The sequence below is a fragment of the Marisediminicola sp. UYEF4 genome (assembly GCF_040546025.1).
Lineage (GTDB): Bacteria > Actinomycetota > Actinomycetes > Actinomycetales > Microbacteriaceae > Marisediminicola.
The window spans coordinates 175,198-195,336 of record NZ_JBEPNA010000003.1; the positions used below are offsets into that span (position 1 = coordinate 175,198).

General features: G+C 68.3%; 21 protein-coding genes and 1 pseudogene. 13 read left to right on the top strand and 9 right to left on the bottom strand.

Annotated elements, in window-relative coordinates; genetic code table 11:
• Positions 1–32: 32 nt before the first annotated feature.
• Positions 33–758, bottom strand: a complete 726-nt coding sequence (locus ABIB15_RS05230; protein ID WP_354475845.1) for a type 1 glutamine amidotransferase — start codon at positions 756–758, stop codon at positions 33–35.
• A gap of 140 nt (positions 759–898) precedes the next feature.
• On the opposite strand from ABIB15_RS05230, the gene ABIB15_RS05235 reads away from it, so the two are divergent.
• The gene (locus ABIB15_RS05235) at positions 899–2,194 is read left to right on the top strand and encodes a glutamine synthetase family protein (protein ID WP_354475847.1); all 1,296 of its coding nucleotides are present in this window, start codon (positions 899–901) and stop codon (positions 2,192–2,194) included.
• Positions 2,195–2,332: 138 nt separating this feature from the next.
• On the opposite strand, the gene ABIB15_RS05240 is transcribed toward ABIB15_RS05235, so the two are convergent.
• Entirely contained in the window at positions 2,333–3,142 is an 810-nt protein-coding gene (locus tag ABIB15_RS05240) for an acetoacetate decarboxylase family protein (RefSeq protein ID WP_354475848.1), read from the bottom strand.
• 159 nt (positions 3,143–3,301) lie between these two features.
• Between ABIB15_RS05240 and ABIB15_RS05245 the strand changes: the two genes are divergently transcribed.
• Positions 3,302–4,801: an APC family permease gene (locus ABIB15_RS05245; protein WP_354475850.1), complete on the top strand. Its 1,500-nt coding sequence runs from the start codon at positions 3,302–3,304 to the stop codon at positions 4,799–4,801.
• A 75-nt stretch (positions 4,802–4,876) separates the two neighbouring features.
• Here ABIB15_RS05245 and ABIB15_RS05250 read toward each other — a convergent pair whose 3' ends face one another.
• Both ABIB15_RS05250 and ABIB15_RS05255 read right to left on the bottom strand, forming a co-directional pair.
• Positions 4,877–5,356 carry an aldehyde dehydrogenase family protein gene (locus ABIB15_RS05250; protein WP_354475995.1) on the bottom strand — a complete coding sequence of 160 codons (480 nt, stop codon included), beginning with the start codon at positions 5,354–5,356 and terminating at the stop codon, positions 4,877–4,879.
• Positions 5,329–6,311: pseudogene (locus ABIB15_RS05255) on the bottom strand (aldehyde dehydrogenase family protein); the annotation flags it as partial. The gene ABIB15_RS05250 and the pseudogene ABIB15_RS05255, both read right to left, overlap by 28 nt.
• A 2-nt stretch (positions 6,312–6,313) precedes the next feature.
• Between ABIB15_RS05255 and rpsO the strand changes: the two are divergent.
• Complete coding sequence (gene rpsO, locus ABIB15_RS05260) at positions 6,314–6,583, top strand: 30S ribosomal protein S15 (protein WP_161886862.1); 270 nt, start codon at positions 6,314–6,316, stop codon at positions 6,581–6,583.
• 86 nt (positions 6,584–6,669) lie between these two features.
• Here the strand turns inward: rpsO and ABIB15_RS05265 are convergent, their stop codons facing one another.
• A complete protein-coding gene (locus ABIB15_RS05265) occupies positions 6,670–6,873 on the bottom strand; it encodes a dodecin family protein (protein WP_354475851.1) in 204 nt (67 codons plus the stop codon).
• Between the two features lie 177 nt (positions 6,874–7,050).
• Here ABIB15_RS05265 and ABIB15_RS05270 point away from each other — a divergent pair, with 177 nt between their 5' ends.
• Positions 7,051–7,206 carry a hypothetical protein gene (locus ABIB15_RS05270; RefSeq protein ID WP_354475852.1) on the top strand — a complete coding sequence of 52 codons (156 nt, stop codon included), beginning with the start codon at positions 7,051–7,053 and terminating at the stop codon, positions 7,204–7,206.
• Positions 7,207–7,208: 2 nt separating this feature from the next.
• Positions 7,209–8,051: an aldo/keto reductase gene (locus ABIB15_RS05275; RefSeq protein ID WP_354475853.1), complete on the top strand. Its 843-nt coding sequence runs from the start codon at positions 7,209–7,211 to the stop codon at positions 8,049–8,051.
• 28 nt (positions 8,052–8,079) lie between these two features.
• Here ABIB15_RS05275 and ABIB15_RS05280 read toward each other — a convergent pair whose 3' ends face one another.
• Genes ABIB15_RS05280 through ABIB15_RS05290 form a run of 3 tightly spaced genes read right to left on the bottom strand, consistent with a single transcriptional unit; the run spans position 8,080 to position 10,348 of the window.
• Complete coding sequence (locus ABIB15_RS05280) at positions 8,080–8,304, bottom strand: DUF167 domain-containing protein (protein WP_354475854.1); 225 nt, start codon at positions 8,302–8,304, stop codon at positions 8,080–8,082.
• Positions 8,305–8,312: 8 nt separating this feature from the next.
• The gene (locus ABIB15_RS05285; RefSeq protein WP_354475855.1) at positions 8,313–9,965 is read right to left on the bottom strand and encodes a SulP family inorganic anion transporter; all 1,653 of its coding nucleotides are present in this window, start codon (positions 9,963–9,965) and stop codon (positions 8,313–8,315) included.
• Positions 9,962–10,348 carry an ArsR/SmtB family transcription factor gene (locus ABIB15_RS05290; protein ID WP_354475856.1) on the bottom strand — a complete coding sequence of 129 codons (387 nt, stop codon included), beginning with the start codon at positions 10,346–10,348 and terminating at the stop codon, positions 9,962–9,964. The genes ABIB15_RS05285 and ABIB15_RS05290 overlap by 4 nt, the downstream gene beginning before the upstream one ends.
• Positions 10,349–10,414: 66 nt before the next feature.
• On the opposite strand from ABIB15_RS05290, the gene ABIB15_RS05295 reads away from it, so the two are divergent.
• The 8 genes from ABIB15_RS05295 to ABIB15_RS05330 all read left to right on the top strand — a co-directional run bounded on the left by ABIB15_RS05295 (position 10,415) and on the right by ABIB15_RS05330 (position 19,326).
• On the top strand, positions 10,415–10,864 hold the full coding sequence (locus ABIB15_RS05295; RefSeq protein WP_354475858.1) for a hypothetical protein: 450 nt from the start codon (positions 10,415–10,417) through the stop codon (positions 10,862–10,864).
• A 39-nt stretch (positions 10,865–10,903) separates the two neighbouring features.
• On the top strand, positions 10,904–11,365 hold the full coding sequence (locus ABIB15_RS05300; protein WP_354475859.1) for a VanZ family protein: 462 nt from the start codon (positions 10,904–10,906) through the stop codon (positions 11,363–11,365).
• Positions 11,366–11,722: 357 nt separating this feature from the next.
• The gene (locus tag ABIB15_RS05305) at positions 11,723–13,981 is read left to right on the top strand and encodes a polyribonucleotide nucleotidyltransferase (RefSeq protein WP_354475861.1); all 2,259 of its coding nucleotides are present in this window, start codon (positions 11,723–11,725) and stop codon (positions 13,979–13,981) included.
• A 105-nt stretch (positions 13,982–14,086) separates the two neighbouring features.
• Complete coding sequence (locus ABIB15_RS05310) at positions 14,087–14,476, top strand: DUF6855 family protein (RefSeq protein WP_354475862.1); 390 nt, start codon at positions 14,087–14,089, stop codon at positions 14,474–14,476.
• 130 nt (positions 14,477–14,606) lie between these two features.
• Entirely contained in the window at positions 14,607–15,341 is a 735-nt protein-coding gene (locus ABIB15_RS05315) for a glutamine amidotransferase (RefSeq protein ID WP_354475863.1), read from the top strand.
• A gap of 464 nt (positions 15,342–15,805) precedes the next feature.
• A complete protein-coding gene (gene pdhA / locus ABIB15_RS05320) occupies positions 15,806–16,933 on the top strand; it encodes a pyruvate dehydrogenase (acetyl-transferring) E1 component subunit alpha (RefSeq protein ID WP_502908910.1) in 1,128 nt (375 codons plus the stop codon).
• Positions 16,930–17,946 (top strand): alpha-ketoacid dehydrogenase subunit beta, encoded by a 1,017-nt coding sequence (locus ABIB15_RS05325; protein ID WP_354475864.1) that lies wholly within the window; start codon positions 16,930–16,932, stop codon positions 17,944–17,946. The genes pdhA and ABIB15_RS05325 overlap by 4 nt, the downstream gene beginning before the upstream one ends.
• Complete coding sequence (locus ABIB15_RS05330) at positions 17,947–19,326, top strand: dihydrolipoamide acetyltransferase family protein (RefSeq protein ID WP_354475866.1); 1,380 nt, start codon at positions 17,947–17,949, stop codon at positions 19,324–19,326.
• Positions 19,327–19,474: 148 nt separating this feature from the next.
• Here the strand turns inward: ABIB15_RS05330 and ABIB15_RS05335 are convergent, their stop codons facing one another.
• A complete protein-coding gene (locus ABIB15_RS05335) occupies positions 19,475–19,984 on the bottom strand; it encodes a DinB family protein (protein WP_354475868.1) in 510 nt (169 codons plus the stop codon).
• Positions 19,985–20,139 lie beyond the last annotated feature (155 nt).

The following is a 20,139-nucleotide window of genomic DNA, read 5'->3' on the forward strand; positions in this document are numbered from 1 at the left end:
CCTTCCACTCCTGAATAATGAAAGCCCCAGTGCTACCTCGGTGACGAAGCCGGCCGCAGCATCGCGATCCGCTCGAGGAAGGCGTCGACGAGAGCGTAGGTGCGCTCGCGCGCGGCGCCCTCCTCTGCCCGGGTGTGGGCGAGCAGCGCCACGGGGTCCTGGCCGTCGGCGATGACCTTGGTGGCGCCGCCCTCGGTCAGCCAGCCCTTCAGGGTGTCGGCGTCGAGCTCGGGGTGGAACTGCACCGCGAGGCTGCGGCCGAAGCTGAAAGCCTGCGACGCCGCGGCGTTGCGCGCGAGCTCAGTGGCGCCGGCGGGCAGAGTCCAGCGGTCGTAGTGGAACTGGAACCACGGCCCGGGGCCGATGAGCGACTGGTCATCGCTGTGGACCGGAGTCCAGCCGATCTCGGCCTTCGGGGCGGGGGTGACCGTGCCGCCGAGTGCGCGGGAGAGAAGCTGCCCACCGAAGCAGACGCCGAGCACGGGGACATCCGCGAGCACAGCCTGGCGGAGCCATTCGACCTCCGGCGTGAGCCATCGCCCGATGGACTCGTCGTCCCAGGCGCCCCACGGCGCGCCGAGGGGGACGACGAGGTCGTACCCGGCCAGGTCGGGGAATTCGAAGCGCACGTTGGGAGTACGGAAGTTTCCGGCATCCACGACGAGGATCTCGTCGACCTCGAAGCCGTGATGGCGCAGCCGGTCGGCGATCGGCCCGGATGAGGTCACGTGGTCGTGCTGCACGAAGAGGGCTTTCACGTGGGCTCCCAAGCTTGCGGTTCGGCGGATCTGGCCTAGTATCGCACTAATCGTTCATGGCCGAACGATTTATCTCCGGAGGATCAATGAGTACCGATGTAGCTGCTCTCCGCTTGGAACTTGAGTCACGAGGAATCGATGTGCTTCGCCTCATTTACGCCGACATCCTGGGAACGACGAGGGCGAAAGACCTTCTCGTGAGCCAGCTCGAAAGCTCGGCGGCGAAGGGCGCGACCTTCTGCCAGGGGGTCTGGGTCACGACCACTCGCGGGGGAGTGCTCGACGGCAACGACATCATGTCGTCGGGGCTGCCCGACCTCATCATGAGGGTCGATCCGTCCACCGTCACGCTGATGCCGTGGGAGCCGGGCGTTGCTCTGGCCCTCGCGGATGCGTTCGATCCGGACGGCTCCGCGAGCGTGCTCTCTCCCCGGTCCGTGCTCAAGGGGGTGATCGCGCGGTACACGAAGCTCGGCCTCGTTCCGGTCGTCGGCCCGGAACTGGAGTTCTACATTGCCGAGCGCGGCGAGAACGGCTGGCGTCGCGTGATCGAGACGACCGGGCGCGTGTACACGACGGGCGCCTGCGTCGACCCGAAGGGCACCTTCCTGCACCTGATGCGGATGCTGGACCAGATGGACATCGGCGTCTTCGCCGGCAACCACGAGTTCAGCCCGTCCCAGTACGAGATCAACCTCTGGCACGGTGAGGCGCTGAGGGCGGCCGACCGCACCTTCCTGTTCAAAACCGCGATCAAGGACATCGTCGCCCGCACCGGTCAGCTCGCGACCTTCCTCGGCAAGCCGTGGACCGACGAGGGCGGCAGCGGTTTTCACCTGCACTTCTCGGTGACCGACGAATCCGGCACAAACCTCATGGTGACGCCGGAGGGCGAGCTGTCCGGCACCGCCGACAACATGATCGCCGGAATCCTCGGCCACGCCGCGTCGCTCGTGGCGTTCACCAATCCGACCGTGAACGCCTACAAGCGGCTCGGCCCCGACACCCTCGCGCCGTATCGGGCCAACTGGGGCCACGACAACCGCAGCTCGATGCTGCGCGTGCCGCCCGAGCGCGGGTCGGGAACCAGGCTCGAGATCCGGGTCGGCGACGGGGCGGCCAACCCCTACCTGATCATCGCGTCGGTGCTGGCGGCGGCCCTCGACGGCATCGAGCGCTCACTGCCGGCCCCGCCGAGCGCGGAGGGCTGGTCGTACGAGAACGAGTCGGCGGAGATCCTGCCGACGACGCTCACTCACGCGCTCGACGCGCTCGAGAGGGATTCGTTCATGAGGGATGCACTCGGCGCGCCGCTCGTCGACGTGTTTGTGCTGCTCAAGCGCGACGAGGTGGCGCGCTACGAGGACGAGGTCGACGACCCCGACACCCGCGAGGTGACCCAGTGGGAGCTCGACGAGTACCTCGAGGCCTACTGACGCGGCGGCCGCCCCCGAGCGCCTCCCGCGGCTGTTGTTCACCCGCGCGGCAGTAATCGCATCCGCGCGAGTCAACAGCGTGCGCGCGGAAGCCCGCGGCCGTGCTTCGCCGATCCTGCCGGGCCCCGCGCGATCGGGCTACACCGGCTGGGAGCGGTCGGCGACGAGCTCGCCACCCGCGAACGTCGTGCCGACCTCGCGGTAGTAGCCTCCGAGCACCTCGTCGACCGGTAGCAGCGACCCGAGCTCGTCCCATTGCGAGTCGGCGAGGCTGAGCTCCGCGTCGCCGCGCCAGGCCGGCCCGAGGTCAAGATCGATGCCTCCCATCGACACGAGCTGGTCGAGGGACATGCCGCCACCGGTGGCGATCGACGGCATGAAGCGGTTGTGCAGCATTTTGTGGCCGTTGACGAAGCCGTTGTCCTCCGACGGTTCGCGTAGCGTGACGACGGCGCTTGCGAGGCGGTGGTCGTAGGCGGAGAGGGATGCGCCGAGCTGCGCTCCGTTCTCGAGCCGTGGGGTCGCCTTGCCCCGGTTGAACAGTCGCGTGACGTGGATCGAGCCGAACTTCTTCGGGTAGCCCTGGAACCAGCCGCGACCGATCGCGAAGTCCTTCGTGACCCAGATCGCGACGCAGCGGCTGTAGGTGACGCCCTGGTAGGAGCAGCGCACGACGGCAAAGGCCTCGAGGTACTGGGAGCGGATCGGGTCGAGCAGTTCGAGGCCGCCCTCGCTGCAGGACTGCCAGTCGGCCCAGATGAGAGCGACCGCGCCGGGCCGATCCGGGGCGAGGTCAATGTCGTCCGGCAGGATCGCGCGCACGTTGGCCGGGTCGGTCAGGTACTCGATGGTGAGCAGCGTGCCCGAGTAGTACCAGGGCGGGTTCGGCACGAGCGCACTCGAGCCTTTCGGCGTCAGCGGCGGCAGGAATCCGTGGAGAGCAGTCATAGCGCCAGATTCTAGCCCCGAACCGCCGTTTGTTCGTGAACAAACGAAAAGTGCAAATCGGGCCCGAGGCTCTTGACCTGCGCCTCGCCATTCGCCATCCTGTACCCAGGTCGTTCGGATACGCACGATCTCTTACCCGACTCAATGAGGAGTTATGCCATGGCGGTAACCCAGAACGAAGCCGAATCGCGAACGCTGCTCCGCACGGGGCGCCTCGGTGTCATCGGGATCGTCTTCTTCGTTGTCGCGGCCGCGGCGCCGCTCGTCGGCATGACGGGCGCGGTGCCGGTCGCGATCGTGCTCGGCACGGGAGCCGCGGCCCCCGGCGCCTATCTCGTCGTCGGCATCACACTGCTGTTCTTCAGCGTCGGTTACGCCGCGATGAGCCAACGCGTCACCAACGCCGGCGCCTTCTTCGCCTACATCGGGCGCGGCCTCGGCACCCACCTCGGCGTCGGGTCGGCGCTCACCTCGGTGCTCGCCTACGTCGCCATCCAGCTCGCCATCTACGGTTTCTTCGGCGCCGTCGTCGCCGGCCAGGTCGGGGTACTGCCGTGGTGGGGGTGGGCGCTGCTCGCGTGGGCCATCGTCACCGCCCTCTCGCTGCTCAGCGTGGATGTCGGCGCCAAGCTGCTCGGCATCCTGATGCTCCTCGAGGTCGCGGCACTGCTCGTGACCGCGGTCGCGATCCTCATCGACGGGGGACCTGAGGGCCTCGACTTCGCGGCATCCTTCAACCCGTCCGCAATCCTCGCCGGTGGGCTTGCCGGCTCGGCGGGCATCGCCTTCGCGTTCGCCTTCGCCTCGTTCATCGGATTCGAGGCCACGGCCATCTACGGCGAGGAGTCGAAGGACCCCAAGACGATCGTGCCCCGGGCGACCTACCTCGCGGTCGGCGTGATCACCGTGCTGTTCGCGGTGACCGCCTTCGCAATGGTCACCGGGATGGGGGCGTCCACTGTCGTCGACAGGACCGTCGAGTACTCGTCGATCGACGGCGCACCGCTTGCCGACCCTGCCGCGGTGCTCTTCACCCTTGCCGCGGACTACGTCGGCCCGTGGATGGCGACCGTCATGAGCATCCTCGTGATCTCGAGCCTGTTCGCCGGGCTGCTCGCCTTCCAGAATGCCTCCGGCCGCTACATCTTCGCGCTCGGTCGTGGCGGCGTGCTGCCGAAGCAGTTCAGCCGCGTCAACGGACGCGGTGCCCCCGCCGCGGCATCCATCGCGACCTCGGTCATAACCGGCGCGGTCATCGTCGTCTTCGCGCTCTTCGCCCTCGACCCGGTCACCAACCTGTTCTTCTGGTTCAGTGGACTCGCGGTCGTCGCCATCGTGCTCATCGAGATCCTCGTCTGTATCGCGGTGATCGTGTTCTTCGCCAAGAACAAGGGCGAGGAGAACGCCTTCCAGACGGTCATCGCCCCGGTGATCGCCGTCGTCGGGCTCGCCCTCGGCGAGTACCTCCTCATGTCCCGCTTCGGTCTGCTCGCCGGCACGGTTGCCGAGGGCGTCGATCCGACAGTGACCCCGTGGGGGCTGAACGCGCTCGGCTGGCTGCTCGTGCTGCTCCCATTCGTGCTCGTGCTCGTCGGGTTCCTGCTCTCCCGGTTCCAGAAGACCGAGAACGAGGCGCTCGTGCGCGACGTGCTGAGTTGAGCCAGAACTGAGCTGAACAACGGATGCCCGTCCCTCGAGATCTCGGGGGCCGGGCATCCGTTCGCGGTGGCAGTTCTACAGGTGGATGAACGTCGTCTTCAGCTCGGTGTACTTCTCGAGCGCGTGCACCGACTTGTCGCGGCCGTTGCCCGACAGCTTGTAGCCGCCGAAGGGCACGGTCAGGTCGCCCTCCTCGTAGCAGTTGACCCAGACCGTGCCAGCCCGCGGCCGCCGGGAGAGCCGGTGCGCCTTCGAGAGGTCGGACGTCCAGAGGCCGGCCGCGAGGCCGTAGTCGGAGTTGTTGGCGACCCGGATTGCCTCGTCGTCGCTGTCGACGGTGACGACGGCGAGCACCGGGCCGAAGACCTCCTCCTGCGCGAGTCGGGAATCGGGGGAGACCCCCGCGAGAACCGTCGGCTCGAAGTAACTGCCCGCCCCCGGCAGCGAGGCCGATTCGAAGACGGATCCGCGATGAGCTCCTCGGCGACATCGCGGTGCACGATGAGCCGCGACGGCGCGGTGCACATCTGGCCGGAGTTGAAGAAGATGCCCCATGCGGCGGTTGAGATGGCCGTCTCGAGGTCGGGGGCATCCGGCAGGATGATGTTCGGCGACTTGCCGCCGAGCTCGAGCCAGGTGCGCTTGAGGTTCGAGGTGGCCGAGTACTCGAGGTAGGCGCGCCCGACCGCGGTCGAGCCGGTGAACGCGAGCGCGCCGACCTGCTGGTGCATGCCGAGGTGCTTGCCGAGCACGGAGCCTGACCCGGGAACGACATTGAGCACGCCGCGGGGGATGCCCGCCTCGAGTGCCAGCTCGGCGATCCGCAGTGCCGAGAGCGAGCTGAGGTCGGACGGTTTGTGCACGACGGTGCAGCCGACAGCGAGCGCTGGCGCGATCTTCCAGGCCGACAGTGTGAGCGGGAAGTTCCACGGGGTGACGACCCGACGACGCCGACGGGCTCCCGGGTGATGAGGGCGAGGTTGTCGGGTCCAACGGGGGCGGTCTCGTCGAGCTGCTTGTCGGCGAGCTCGGCGTACCAGCGGTCGGTCGCGAGAACGGCGCGCAGCTCGATGCCCCAGGCGTCGTCGATCGGCTTGCCCATCTCGAGGCTCACCATGAGGGCGAGCTCGTCGCGGTGCTCCTCGATGAGGTCGGCCCAGCGCAGCATGAGCTCCTTGCGTACCCGCGGCGCGTACCGCGGCCACTGGCCGTCGTCGAACGCTCGCCGCGCCGCGGCGACCGCGGTGTCGAGGTCGTGCACGCTCGCCGACGGCACCTGTGCGAGAGCGAGCCTGTCACGCGGGGAGAGGTGGGTGAAGGATGCCGAGAGGGTCGTGCGTCCACTGTAGGTCATTCGCTCCCTAACGTCTCCGGGGCGCCGTTCGAACCGGACGACAGGGTCGGCCCCGACTCTGCTAAACTCCCAAGGTTGCCGTCTAACGGCCGCGGATAAAGAGAGCCCACTCATCGGAGCCGGGCACCGCGCAACTAGTAAGGAAGGGGATCCCATCTATGGCTCTTGAAGCCGACATCAAGAAGGCGATCATCGACGAGTACGCTACCCACCCAGGTGACACCGGATCCCCCGAGGTCCAGATCGCCATGCTGAGCCGCCGGATCCTCGATCTGACGGAGCACCTCAAGGAGCACAAGCACGACCACCACTCGCGTCGTGGCCTGCTGCTCCTGGTCGGCCAGCGCCGTCGTCTGCTGGGCTACCTGCAGCGCATCGACATCGATCGCTACCGTGCACTCATCGGACGCATCGGACTTCGTCGCTAGAACGCTTCGACTTGACGACGGGCCGTCTCCCTCGGGAGGCGGCCCGTTTCGCATTCCCGGATTGGCGCCGCGCACGGCACCGGGCGCTACTCGAGAACGAACGTGACCTCGAGCACGACCTGCCAGCTCGTGACCTCGCCGTCGCTGATGATCGCAGTCTGGTCCTTCACCCACGCGCCCTCGATATGGCGCAGGGTCTCGCTCGCCCGCTTCACGCCGTCACGGATAGCGGCTTCGAAGCTCTGGTCCGAGCGCGAGGTGATCGTGGTGACGCGGGCGACTGACGACATGGTGACTCCTTTGAATGGGCATCGGAGCTTCTATCGAACCCGTCGACGCCACGCGCCGCAAAGGGTTGAGCGGATTCCGCGCATCCGATAGGGCCTCGCGCCGCGCAGGGGGTCGATCTTTTCAGTCGAGCCGCCCTCATGCACGGGATGGACGCGCGCGTGCGGCAGTCTTGACTCATGACCTCACCGATCCCGCCGCGGGACGACGTCGCTCTGACGACGCTGCTGCCACCTCGCCACCGCCACGTCGACGCGACGCTGCGAAGCGAGCTCTCGACTCTCGAGTCGGGACGGCTGTGGGACGCCGACCCGGAGACCCGCGAGGAGTTCTAGAGATGGCCGCCTCCAGCATCCCCGCCGTCCCGCTCAACGACGGGCAGAGCCTGCCCCCGATCGGCCTCGGCACCTTCGGCATGCGCGGGCCGAGCGGGGTGGCATCCGTCGTCTCCGGCCTCGAAGCAGGCTACCGACTGCTCGACACGGCACTGCGCTACGGGAACGAGAAGGAGGTCGGGGAGGCGGTGCGCGAATCGGGTATCGATCGCGGCGAGATCTCGGTGACGACCAAACTGCGCGGCCGCAACCACGGCTTCTACGAGACTCTCGAGGGATTCGACGAGTCCCTCGCGAACCTCGGGCTCGACTACGTCGACCTCTACCTCATCCACTGGCCCCTGCCCCGCCTCGGCAAGTTCGTCGACTCCTGGCGGGCGATGATCTGGCTCCGGGACCAGGGCGCCATCCGCTCGATCGGGGTGAGCAACTTCACGCCGGCCCACATCGGGCAGCTCATCGTCGAGACCGGGGTCACCCCCGCGGTGAACCAGGTCGAGCTGCACCCATACTTCCCGCAGTCCGCCCAACGGGCGTTCCACGCGGAACACGGCATCGTCACCGAGAGCTGGAGCCCGCTCGGCAGGAAGCGCCGGCGCCTCGCCTCGGAGCCGATCATCGTCGGCATCGCGGCGGCGCACGCGGTCACCACGACCCAGGTCGTACTGCGCTGGCATCTGCAGCTTGGCGCGGTCGCCATCCCGAAGTCCGCCAACCCGGCACGGCAAGCGGCCAACCTCGACATTCTCGGATTCGAGCTCACCGACGCCGAGATCGAGGCCATCTCCTTTCTCGAGACACGGCGCACGTGGTGGGCAGACCCCGACCGGCACTACGAACTCTGAACCGGGAGCCTTCCGATGCCGCGCCCGCTCAGTCGCCGACCCGCACCTGCTTGACGCGCGACGTGTGCCCGCGCACGATCTCGACCCGGCTCTTCGACACCCCGAGGTGCTTCGCGAGCACCTTGACGAGGGCGTCATTGGCCGCCCCATCGACCGCCCGCTCGTTGAGGTACACGGTGACCTCCGCCGTGCTGGTGGGCTCGACGAGCGGCCCCTTGCTGCTGCCGGGCTTGACCCGCACGGTGAGGTCCACGGGGTGGCTCAGGCCGGGTTCGGGTCCGTGCCGACGGCGCGCTGAACATGGCTGCGCGCGTGCTCGACCGCGGAATCGAGATCATCGAAGAGGTGGTTCTGGTGCCTCAGCGAGCCCAGCACACCGACGTGGGTCAGCAGGTTGAGGTGGCGTTCCTGCACGCCCTTGATGAGCACGGTGATCCCGCGCCGCTCGAGGTTCTGCACGATCTCGGTCACCACACGGGCGCCCGTCGCGTCGAGAACCTGCAGTTGGGACATCCGGATGATGACGACATGCACGTTCGTGATGAGGCTGATGCGGTCGAGCACCCGCTCCGCCGCGCCGAAGAACAGCGCGCCGTCGAGCCGGAAAAGGGCGATCTGCTCGTCGCCGGCGACGATGACGCCCGGCAGCTCCTCCCGGTGCACCCCGCTCGAACGGGCGAGGGTGCGCAGCGCGAAGAACGCGGCGACGACGATGCCGATCTCGACGGCGACAATGAGGTCGACCGAGACCGTGATGATCGCGGTGACGATGAACACGATCGTGTCGGACCTCGTCGAGCCGACGATGCTGCGCACGGTCGCGACGGACACCATGCGGATGGCCGTCAGCATGAGCACTCCCGCGAGGGCGGCCAGCGGGATGGCCGACACGGGGCCGGTGGCGAGGTAGACGACGCCGATGAGCACGATCGAGTGCACGATCGCGGCGACCCGGGTTCGGCCGCCCGACCGCACGTTGACCGCCGTGCGCGCGATCGCGCCGACAGCGGGCATCCCGCCGAAGAACCCTGAGGCGACCGACGCGAGGCCCTGGCCGACGAGTTCCCTGTCGGGGTCGTACGGGCCGGTGTCGGCGAGGGTCGCCGCGACCCGCGCCGACAGCAGCGACTCGATTGCCGCGAGTGCCGCGACGGTGAGGGCCGGGCCGATGAGCACGGCCACCGTCTCCCACGACAGATCGGGCATCGACGGCAGTGGCAGCGACGAGGGCAGGGCACCGATCCGCGCGACGGGAAGCTCGGCGAGTTCGGCGACGACCGTGACGAGGATGATCGCGACGATCGATCCCGGCAGCTGGGGGTGGATGCGCGGGGCCAGGATCATGATCGCGGCGACGACGAGCACCATCGCGATCGGCCACACGGCCGCCGCCGGCGCGAGTGTCGAGAGGCCCTGGGCCGCCGCGACGGCGGCGTTGTCGCTCTCGCCTGTCTCGACCCCGAACGCGGAGGGGATCTGCTGCAGGAAGATGATCACCGCGATGCCGAGAGTGAAGCCCTCGATCACGGGCCACGGAATGTAGGTGACGGTGCGGCCGAGCCTCAACGCCCCGGCCACGATGACGATGACACCGGCCATCACCGCGACGATGGCGACGGCGGCGACGCCCTCACGCGCCACGATCGGCCCGAGCACAACCACCATCGCGCCGGTCGGCCCGGAGACCTGCACATTCGACCCGCCGAACACGCCGGCGACGATGCCCGCAACGATCGCGGTCACAAGCCCGGCGGCCGCGCCCGCGCCGGAGCTGACCCCGAACGCGAGCGCGAGCGGGAGAGCGATGATGCCCACGGTCACCCCGGCGACGAAGTCGCCCTTCCAGGTGCGTGGCACCTGGGAGTAGTCACGGATGGAGGGCAGCAGCGACGAGGCGTACCTCAGGGGTTTCATCGACCGGACCGGTCGGGCGCAGCGACGACGCCCGGCAAGGTCTCGGTCTGCTCGAGTTGCCGTTGCGTCGTGTGCAACACCTCGACGAGCAGCACCCGGGCGACGGCGAGCAGCTCGGCGACCTGCGGGTAGGCGAGTCGATAGAAGACCTGGCTGCCGCGGCGGTCGGCCACGACGAGATGATGGCGGCGGAGCACCGAGAGGTGCTGCGACAGGTGGGATGCTTCGAGGCCGGTGTCCGCGAGCAGGTCGGTGACCGAGACGTCGCCGGCCTCCGCGAGCTTTTCGAGCGCTCGGATGCGCACCGGATGCGCGAGCCCCTTGAAGAGGTTTGCCTTGACCTCGTAGAGCGGGCGGTGGGCATCCGTGAAATCGTCATTCATCGTCGGGCGTCTCTCCTATTCATGACTTTATAAAACCATCATATCGTGGTGTGTGAGAATCGAGCCATGGGAGAGCGCACTGAGTCGGTATTCGCGAGAATGGTGGGGTCGATCCTGCCGTCGCGGGGAACGGACGACGCCGGACGTGGCACGCTCGACGACTACGACTACAACCTCCGTCCCAAGAGGGCGAGCACGGTGATCCGGCTTGCTGAGTCGCGTGAGAACCAGGACGAACTCCAGCGCACGATCGACCTCGGTGCGTCCGAGCTCTGGGCGATGATCTCGCGGCGGGGGCCGGAGGAGGAGCGCACCGACGCCCCGATGCCGGTGCGCATCTTCGCCGGCGGCCGGGTCAGCGGGATCGTCGGCCTCGTGCCTCGTGGACTCGAAGCGCCGGTCGACGATGCCCTCGGACGGCTCACGATCGCAGGCAAGCCGCCGCGCATCCCCGCCCAGATCATCAGCACGCGCGGTGGCCTGCGCGTGCAGCTCGATATCGGGCAGACGCGATAGCCCTGTGAATCCACAGGCGCGCGATGGCAGGATGGGCCGATGTTCCGCCGTCACCCCTACCTGAGCCTGACGACGTTCGCCTACCTGGGCTTCGTCGCCTGGATCACGCTCGGCCCGCAACCGTTCGACGACAACGACAATGCGTTGATTTGGCGAGCCCTGCGATTCTTCGAACGCCATGACGCCACCGACTGGATCACCTACCAGCGGCTCGAGTTTCTCACCAACGTCGGCATGTTCATCCCCATCGGCATGTTCTTCCTCCTCCTCTTCGGGCGACGGATGTGGTTCGTTGCGGTATTCGCGGGCGTCGCGATGACCTTCTCGATCGAGTTCGTGCAGATCTTCCTCCCCGACCGGGTGAGCGACGTGAGCGACATCATCGCGAACTCCGCCGGAACCCTCATCGGGGTGCTGTTCACCCTCGTCGTCACCACGGGCGAGGCGAGGCGCCTGCGTCGGGAGGCGCGGCAGACCGAGCTCGCTGGTTCGCGCAACTAAGCGGGCACACCGAAAAGTGCAAGCGCTTGCAGCAGGAGTCATTCTCCGGCTGGGGTCTCCAATGTTGGTTTTTGCGCAGCACCGCGCGCCCCTGCTCCGCCCGCCCGCACCGCGATTCACGGGCCACCCTCGGGTCCTTGGTGCTAGAGTTGCGCGCGGAGCAGGCTGGCAAGACACTGGTCACCGGTGGTGAATTACTGAACTCGAGTCAGTGTTTTTCTACTGTTGGCCAGACATGCGCCCCACTCTTGGGACCTCGCACGGGCACGTTCGCGTGCCATCGAACCCGCTCCTGCTCCTTGATGAGCCGTCGCCCACACGGGGTGGCGGGCCTAAACAAAGAGGAGAAACCCCCATATGGAGGGTCCAGAAATCAAGTTCGCCGAAGCCGTTCTCGACAACGGTAAGTTCGGAAAGCGCGTCGTCCGGTTCGAAACCGGCCGTCTCGCCCAGCAGGCCCAGGGAGCAGTCGCTGCCTACCTCGATGAAGAGACCATGCTGCTCAGCGCGACCAGCGCGAGCAAGCGCCCGAAGGACAACCTCGACTTCTTCCCGCTGACGGTCGACGTGGAAGAGCGGTCCTACGCCGCCGGCAAGATCCCCGGCTCGTTCTTCCGTCGCGAAGGTCGCCCGTCGACCGAAGCCATCCTCGTCTGCCGCCTGATCGACCGGCCGCTGCGCCCGTCGTTCGTCACCGGGCTGCGCAACGAGGTGCAGATCGTCATCACGGTGCTGAGCATCGCGCCCGGCGAGTTCTACGACGCCCTCGCGATCAACGCCGCATCGGCATCCACCCAGATCTCCGGACTGCCCTTCAGCGGCCCGATCGGTGGAATCCGCATGGCGCTCATCGACGACCAGTGGGTCGCTTTCCCGAAGTTCGAGCAGCTTGAGAACGCCGTATTCGACCTCACCGTCGCGGGTCGCCTCATCACCGACAACAACGGCAACGACGACGTCGCGATCATGATGGTCGAAGCCGAGGCTACCGAGCACGCGTGGGGCCTCATCCAGGCCGGAGCGACCAAGCCCGACGAGGCCGTCGTCGCGCAGGGCCTCGAGGCCTCCAAGCCGTTCCTGCTGCAGCTGATCAAGGCCCAGGCCGAGATGGCCGCACAGTCGGCCAAGGAGATCGCCGATTACCCCGTCTTCCTGCCGTACTCGCAGGCCGCGTACGACGCGGTGGCCGAGCTCGCGTACGACCAGCTCGTCGGTATTTACCAGATCGCCGCGAAGACCGAGCGCCAGGACGCCGACGACGCGCTCAAGGACCGCGTCAAGGTCGCCATCCAGGAGAAGGTTGACGCCGGCCAGCTCGACGCCGACGTCTCCGCGATGGTCAGCGCCGCCTACAAGTCGGTCACCAAGACCGTCGTCCGCGGACGCATCCTCACCGAGGGTGTCCGCATGGACGGCCGTGGGCTCGCCGACATCCGCCCGCTGGATGCCGAAGTTCAGGTCATCCCGCGCGTGCACGGCTCCGCGATCTTCCAGCGCGGAGAGACCCAGATCCTGGGCGTCACCACGCTGAACATGCTCAAGATGGAGCAGCAGATCGACTCGCTCGCGCCCGTCACGAAGAAGCGCTACCTGCACCACTACAACTTCCCGCCCTACTCGACCGGTGAAACCGGCCGCGTCGGGTCGCCGAAGCGTCGCGAGATCGGGCACGGCTTCCTCGCCGAGCGCGCCCTCGTGCCGGTGCTGCCAGACCGCGCGGAGTTCCCCTACGCGATCCGCCAGGTATCCGAGGCTCTCGGCTCCAACGGTTCGACGTCGATGGGCTCCGTCTGCGCCTCGACCCTGTCGCTGCTCAACGCCGGAGTGCCGCTGCGCGCCCCGGTCGCCGGCATCGCCATGGGCCTCGTCTCCGACGAGGTCAACGGCGAGACCCGCTACGCGGCCCTCACCGACATCCTCGGCGCGGAAGACGCCCTCGGCGACATGGACTTCAAGGTCGCCGGCACCGCCGAGTTCATCACGGCCATCCAGCTCGACACCAAGCTCGACGGCATCCCCACCGCCGTTCTCGATGGTGCGCTCAAGCAGGCGAAGGAGGCTCGCACCGCGATCCTCAACGTGATCAACGCGGCGATCGACTCGCCCGACGAGATGGCCCCGACCGCGCCCCGCGTGATCTCGGTGCAGATCCCCGTCGACAAGATCGGCGAGCTCATCGGGCCGAAGGGCAAGACGATCAACCAGATCCAGGACGACACTGGAGCCGACATCTCGATCGAGGACGACGGAACCGTGTACATCGGTGCCGTCGATGGTCCCTCGGCCGAGGCTGCGCGTGCCGCGGTCAACGCGATCGCGAACCCGCTCAACCCCGAGGTCGGCGAGCGGTTCCTCGGAACCGTCGTCAAGATCGCCACGTTCGGCGCCTTCGTGTCGCTCACCCCGGGTAAGGATGGGCTCCTGCACATCTCCGAGGTGCGCAAGCTCGCCGGTGGCAAGCGCGTGGAGAACGTCGAGGACGTGCTCTCCGTCGGCCAGAAGATCCAGGTCGAGATCACCAAGACCGACGACCGCGGAAAGCTGTCGCTCGCCCCGGTGATGGACGACGCTGCGGATGCACCGGCATCCGACGCTCCCGTCGACGCCGAGGTCTGAACACCCTGACGTAACAAGAAGCCCGCCGGAACGAGAGTGACGGCGGGCTTTTTCGTGCCCTTTGGCCGGTGGTGTGCGCAGCACAGCGCTGATACCGTACGGGCCATGACAATGGGAACCAGGCCCGACCCGTGGATACTCACCACCCCGGCCGGCGACACCACCTACCGTGCATTCATCGAGGGCGACGAGCTCATCTGCGAGCTCGACGGAGCCACCCTCTCGTACCACGCGAGGTCGATCTACGACCTCCACGAGTGGCTGGTCGAGCAGGGCGACTGGGTGCCGCTCGGCGGCGCCGACGAGCACACCGAGGCCACGGAGGGCAGCGTCGAGGCGTTCGGCCGCAGCGACGGCAATCCTGTCGGGGGCTGGTTCGGTCTGCGCCTCGGCCAGCGTGGCCAGTTCGGCGTCTACCTGCCGCCTGTGCTCGAACGGCTCGGTCTTGCCGAGCTCGAGCACGGCGAGCACGCCGCCCGGGTGCGCGCGATCTAGCTTTCATTATTCAGGAGAAGTGAGACCAGGCAGTCTGCTGGTCGGCCGGCGAACCCCGGATTTCCGGCAGTTGTGGTCGGGGCAGCAGTCACCGGCGCCCAAAACTCCTGAATGATGAAAGCATGAGGGGATGAAGCCATTCGTGCTCCTCGCCACGCGCGCCGAGGACGAGGCCGCCGACGGCGAGTACGAGGCGTTCCGCGAGGCGGGCGGGCTGAGTCCGAACGAGCTCGTGCGATTTCGACTCGAGTCCGAGTCGCTGCCCGCGATCGATCCCGACGACTACTCCGGATTCATCGTGGGCGGCAGCCCCTTCAACGCGAGCGACCCGGTCGAGGCCAAGAGCGAGACCCAGGTCAGGGTCGAGCGAGAGCTTGGCGCGCTCCTCGACATCGTGGTCGCGCGCGACATCCCGTTCCTCGGCGCCTGCTACGGCATCGGCCTGCTTGGCACCCACCAGCACGGCGTCGTCGATAACACGTGGGGGGAGGCCGTCGGCCCGACCAGCGTGAGCCTCACGCCGGAGGGACGTGCCGATCCGCTGTTCGGGTGCCTCGACGAGAGCTTCGACGCCTTCGTCGGGCACAAGGAGGCGTGCGCGGTGCTGCCGGCCGGCGCGGTGCTGCTCGCCTCCGGCCCGAACTGTCCGGTCCAGGCCTTCCGTATCGGCACCAACGTCTATGCGACCCAGTTCCACCCCGAACTCACGGTCGCGGGCATCATTACGCGCATCCGGGTCTACCGTCACTACGGGTACTTCGAACCAGAGGCGATGGACGAGCTGATCGCGGCCGTCGGGCAGGTGACCATCAGCCAGCCCATCCGCCTCATCGCGGGATTCGTCGACCGGTACGCACGAGCCTGAGCGGCTCTACCACCGCCCGTGGGGCACGATCACCCGGCGCGAGCGACTCGGCGGCGATGCCGGCCCAGCCGTGCAGCTTGTCTAACGCGGCTTGCTCGAGGATGGGCACGGCCGTGTCATCCTCAATCACCGTCGACTCGCCCCAGCTCTCCAGCAGCCCCGGTGTGTTCCGGTCGCGCTCGACCCCCGCTCGGAGCGAGATGATCACCATCGGTCGCGGAGACGGGTCAGGCGGCGCGGCGGGCGTCCGCCCATCGTACGAGCCGTCCGCAGTGAGAGGCAGCGTGGAGCGGCGCGCCGTGGGTGTTTGCGGCGCTTCCAGTTGTGAGGCGCCGAAAGCATGCGTAATCTCGGGGTAGGTCCGGCAACGACGCCGCGACCGAGACGCCACGCCCTACCGGGCCCACCGTCTCTCTGAAAGTGGTTCTGGCTCACCCGCCGGGATCGCAACGGAAGGCATACGAATGCGTTCAACCATGGCCGGGCATGATCCCCGGCAAGCCGAGTTTCTCGGCCAGGAAGACTTCGTTCAGCTCGTGACACCCGCAGGGGAGCGGATTCCGAGCCCCGGCTTCGACCCGTGGGTCGCCGACGTCACCGACGAACAGCTCGCCTCCCTCTACGAGGACCTCTCCGTCGTGCGGCGCATCGACATCGAGGCGACCGCCCTGCAGCGCCAGGGAGAGCTCGGCCTGTGGCCGCCGCTGCTCGGCCAGGAGGCCGCCCAGATCGGCTCGGCCCGGGCCCTGCGCTCCGACGACTTCGTCTTCACGAGCTATCGCGAGAACGCGGTCGCGTACTGCCGCGGCGTCAAGATCACCGATCTCCTGCGTGTATGGCGCGGAACGTCGCACGGGGGCTGGAACCCCTACGACGTGGGCATGGCCGTTCCCGCCGTCGTCATCGGCGCGCAGACCCTGCACGCGACCGGCTACGCGCTCGGCTGCGCAAAGGACGGCGTCGACTCCGTCGCCGTTGCCTACTTCGGCGATGGGGCCACGAGCCAGGGCGACGTCAACGAGGCGATGGTGTTCGCGGCGACGTTCAAGGCCCCCGTGGTCTTCTTCTGCCAGAACAACCAGTGGGCGATCTCCGAGCCGGTCACCCTGCAGGCGAAGGCCCACATCTCCGAACGAGCGCCCGGCTTCGGCATCCCGAGCCTGCGGGTCGACGGCAACGACGTGCTCGCCGTGATGGCCGCGACGAGGGTCGCCCTCGATCGCGCCCGGAACGGCGACGGACCGACGTTCATCGAGGCCGTCACCTACCGGATGGGCCCGCACACGACCTCCGACGATCCGACCCGGTATCGCGACCGCGACGAACTCGAGCAGTGGGCCGCGAAAGATCCGATCAGCCGCCTCGGCGCGCTGCTCGATTCGAAGGGGCTGCTGACCGACGAGCTCACCGCGCGAGTCAAGGCGCGCGCCGACGAGGTGGCCAGGGAGTTGCGGGCCGGATGCCTTGCGCTCACGGCACCGGATCCGCTCACCATCTTCGACAACGTCTACGCGACGCCGCACCGCGGCCTCGACCGCCAGCGCAGCCAGTACGCCGCCTACCTCGCCATGTTCGACGGAGGCGCGGAATGAGCGTTACGACCTCGCAGCTCACCCTCGCCAAGGCGATCACCTCCGGGCTGCGCCACGCGCTCGCCGATGACAACCGGGTGCTACTGATGGGCGAGGACATCGGCGCGCTCGGCGGTGTGTTCCGCGTGACCGACGGCCTGCAGAAGGAGTTCGGCGCGGACCGTGTCATGGACATGCCCCTCGCGGAGTCGGCGATCATCGGCACCGCGATCGGACTGGCGTTCCGCGGGTTCCGGCCCGTGGTCGAGATTCAGTTCGACGGGTTCATTTACCCCGGCTTCGACCAGATCGTCGCCCAGCTCGCGAAGATGCGCTACCGCACCGGGGGAGCGGTGAGCATGCCGATCACCATCCGGGTTCCCTACGGAGGAGGGATCGGCGCCGTCGAGCACCACTCCGAGTCGCCGGAGGCGTACTTCGCGCACACCGCCGGCCTGCGCGTCGTCACGTGCTCGACCCCGCAGGAGGCGCACGTGCTCATCCGCCAGGCGATCGCGTGTGACGACCCGGTGCTGTTCTTCGAGCCGAAGCGCCGCTACTGGACCAAGGGCGAGGTGACCGAGGAGATCGCCGACGCCATCCCGCTCGAGAGCGCGCGAGTCGTGCGGGATGGCACCGACGTCACGCTTGTCACGTACGGGCCGCTGGTCGCGACCGCGCTGGACGCCGCCGCCGCCGCAGCATCCGACGGCGTCTCGATCGAGGTCATCGACCTGCGCTCGCTCGCCCCAATCGACTTCCCGACCGTCGAGGCGTCCGTGCGCAAGACCGGGCGGCTCGTGGTGAGCCACGAGGCCCAACTGTCGGGCGGCCTGGGTGCCGAGATCGCGGCGGGCGTGACCGAGCGCTGTTTCAACTGGCTCGAGGCCGCCCCGGCCCGCGTCACTGGCTTCGATGTGCCCTACCCGCCCGGGTCGCTCGAGGAGCACTTCCTGCCCGGCCTCGACCGCATACTCGATGCCGTCGACCGGGTGCTCGGGCGCCCCAACTCGCTGACCGGATGGACCGAGTAGATGACCGTCAAGACATTCGCCCTCCCCGACCTCGGCGAGGGCCTCACCGAATCGGAGCTCGTCGCCTGGCGCGTCGACGTCGGCGACCTCGTCGAGCTCAACCAGATCATCGCCGAGGTGGAGACGGCGAAGGCGCTCGTCGAGCTCCCGTCGCCGTTCGCGGGCGAGATCGGTCGCCTCTACGTCGACCCCGGCGCGACGGTACGTGTCGGCGCGCCGATCGTGGACTTCGAGGTGGCGGATGCGGGCGTGGTGGCGGATGCCGGTGGCGGGGCTGGGGCTCCTGCCGTGCCCGCGGCCGTCGAGCGTGAGCCTGTGCTCGTGGGATACGGTCCGCCGGTCGAAGGCGGGGACCGTCCCCAGCGCAAGGCGCGGCCATCGCTCGCGCATCACGCCGGTCCGGCGAGCGGGGATGCGGCTGCCTCTGTCGCCATCGGATCGCCGGAATCCCGGCAGGATGTCGAACCCGGCGCCGCGACGGCCGCGCCCCGGCGCTCGACGCCGCCGGTTCGCAAACTCGCCCACGATCTCGGCGTCGACCTGATCACCCTCCCGGGCACGGGAGAGGACGGCCTCATCACCCGCGAGGACGTGCTCGGGGCATCCGCGAATCATGCCGGGCCGGATGCAGAGCAGGCCGCGGCAGGGCCCGCCCGGCGTGTGCCGGCCGAGCGCGCGGCGCGAGAGACGCGCACGCCGATCCACGGGGTGCGCAAGCTCACGGCCGAGGCGATGGTCCGGAGCGCGTTCACGGCGCCGCACGCGACCGAGTTCCTCACGATCGACGTCACGCCGTCGGTCGAGCTGCTCGAGCGCCTGCGCGCGAGCCACGCCTTCGCCGGCCGCCGGCTCACGATGCTCACGATCGTCGCGAAGGCGCTGTGCGTCGCGGTCGGGCGCAATCCGGCGGTGAACGCGCACTGGGACGAGCGGGCCCAGGAGATCGTGCGCTTCGGCTACATCAACCTCGGCATCGCGGCGGCCACACCGCGGGGGCTCATGGTGCCCAACATCAAGGATGCCGAATCGCTCGACCTCGTCGCGCTCGCCGAGGCGCTCGAGGAGCTGGTCGGCACCGCGAAGGCCGGGCGCAGCGGACAGGACGCGCTCACCGGCGGCACCGTGTCGATCACGAACATCGGCGTGTTCGGCATCGACGCCGGCACTCCGATCCTCAACCCCGGCGAGGCGGCGATCCTCGCCGTCGGCGCGGTGCGGCGCACGCCGTGGGAGCACCACGGCGAGGTCGCGCTGCGTCAGGTCTGCACGCTGAGTCTGTCGTTCGATCACCGGCTCGTCGACGGCGCCGAGGCCTCCCGGTTCCTCGCCGACATCGGCATGATCCTCTCGGATCCGGGGATGCTGCTGACGATGGTGTGAGCTCGGGCGGAGCGCTGGCGCGCACACGCCCATCATCCCTCGCCGAGTGTGCCTCGTATCGCCGAGTGTGCCTGTTCCTGCGGGCACTGTCGGCGATACGAGGCACTCTCGGCGAGATTGTGCCCCTCCATGCTGTGCCGCGCTCCGGCTACTCCCCGACGACGCCGTCGATCGCCTCGCGGAGCAGGTCGGCGTGGCCGCAGTGCCGCGCTGTCTCCTCGATCAGGTGCACGAGGATCCAGCGCAGCGAGAACTGGCTGCCGCTCCGCGACGCCCCGACCGACACTGCATCCAGCGCGGCGCCCTCGATCCCGGCACGCGTCCGAGCACAGGAGGACTCGTAGAGCTCGCGCAACGTGTCGGGGCCGTCGTGCGCTGCGGAGTGGAACTCCCAGTCCTCGTCGGAATCGAATGGGGCGCTGGCCCACGGCTCGGGTAGCTGGCGGCCGAGGAAGACCTGCTGGATCCAGCTGTCCTCGACATAGGAGAGGTGCTTGAGCAGGCCGGCAAGGGTGAGACTCGAGGTCGGAAGGCGCTGATTCAGCTGGTCCCGGTCGAGACCCGCCGCCTTCATGAGCAGCGTGGCCCGCTGGTAGTCGAGAAACTGCGTGAGCGTCGTGCGCTCGTCGGCGGTGGTTGCGGGGTCAGAGCGCATCATGCCCCCAGCGTCTCACGGAGGCGACGGCAGCGGCAGCGGCTGCCAGCGCCACCTGCCAGCGCGAGCAGTCGGTGGTGGACGCTGTCGCTCTAGCCGAGAGTACGGGTTTCGGCTCTTCCCTGGCGCAATGAGGAACCACTTCGCGTACTCTCGGC

What these genes read in the sequence shown, in the direction of transcription:
- ABIB15_RS05240 (WP_354475848.1), bottom strand. Translation starts at nt 3,142, where the DNA reads ATGACTGCTCTCCACGGATTCCTGCCGCCGCTGACGCCGAAAGGCTCG.
- ABIB15_RS05245 (WP_354475850.1), top strand. Translation starts at nt 3,302, where the DNA reads ATGGCGGTAACCCAGAACGAAGCCGAATCGCGAACGCTGCTCCGCACG.
- ABIB15_RS05250 (WP_354475995.1), bottom strand. Translation starts at nt 5,356, where the DNA reads ATGGGGCATCTTCTTCAACTCCGGCCAGATGTGCACCGCGCCGTCGCG.
- rpsO (WP_161886862.1), top strand. Translation starts at nt 6,314, where the DNA reads ATGGCTCTTGAAGCCGACATCAAGAAGGCGATCATCGACGAGTACGCT.
- ABIB15_RS05265 (WP_354475851.1), bottom strand. Translation starts at nt 6,873, where the DNA reads ATGTCGTCAGTCGCCCGCGTCACCACGATCACCTCGCGCTCGGACCAG.
- ABIB15_RS05270 (WP_354475852.1), top strand. Translation starts at nt 7,051, where the DNA reads ATGACCTCACCGATCCCGCCGCGGGACGACGTCGCTCTGACGACGCTG.
- ABIB15_RS05275 (WP_354475853.1), top strand. Translation starts at nt 7,209, where the DNA reads ATGGCCGCCTCCAGCATCCCCGCCGTCCCGCTCAACGACGGGCAGAGC.
- ABIB15_RS05285 (WP_354475855.1), bottom strand. Translation starts at nt 9,965, where the DNA reads ATGAAACCCCTGAGGTACGCCTCGTCGCTGCTGCCCTCCATCCGTGAC.
- ABIB15_RS05290 (WP_354475856.1), bottom strand. Translation starts at nt 10,348, where the DNA reads ATGAATGACGATTTCACGGATGCCCACCGCCCGCTCTACGAGGTCAAG.
- ABIB15_RS05295 (WP_354475858.1), top strand. Translation starts at nt 10,415, where the DNA reads ATGGGAGAGCGCACTGAGTCGGTATTCGCGAGAATGGTGGGGTCGATC.
- ABIB15_RS05300 (WP_354475859.1), top strand. Translation starts at nt 10,904, where the DNA reads ATGTTCCGCCGTCACCCCTACCTGAGCCTGACGACGTTCGCCTACCTG.
- ABIB15_RS05305 (WP_354475861.1), top strand. Translation starts at nt 11,723, where the DNA reads ATGGAGGGTCCAGAAATCAAGTTCGCCGAAGCCGTTCTCGACAACGGT.
- ABIB15_RS05310 (WP_354475862.1), top strand. Translation starts at nt 14,087, where the DNA reads ATGACAATGGGAACCAGGCCCGACCCGTGGATACTCACCACCCCGGCC.
- ABIB15_RS05315 (WP_354475863.1), top strand. Translation starts at nt 14,607, where the DNA reads ATGAAGCCATTCGTGCTCCTCGCCACGCGCGCCGAGGACGAGGCCGCC.
- pdhA (WP_502908910.1), top strand. Translation starts at nt 15,806, where the DNA reads ATGCGTTCAACCATGGCCGGGCATGATCCCCGGCAAGCCGAGTTTCTC.
- ABIB15_RS05325 (WP_354475864.1), top strand. Translation starts at nt 16,930, where the DNA reads ATGAGCGTTACGACCTCGCAGCTCACCCTCGCCAAGGCGATCACCTCC.
- ABIB15_RS05330 (WP_354475866.1), top strand. Translation starts at nt 17,947, where the DNA reads ATGACCGTCAAGACATTCGCCCTCCCCGACCTCGGCGAGGGCCTCACC.
- ABIB15_RS05335 (WP_354475868.1), bottom strand. Translation starts at nt 19,984, where the DNA reads ATGATGCGCTCTGACCCCGCAACCACCGCCGACGAGCGCACGACGCTC.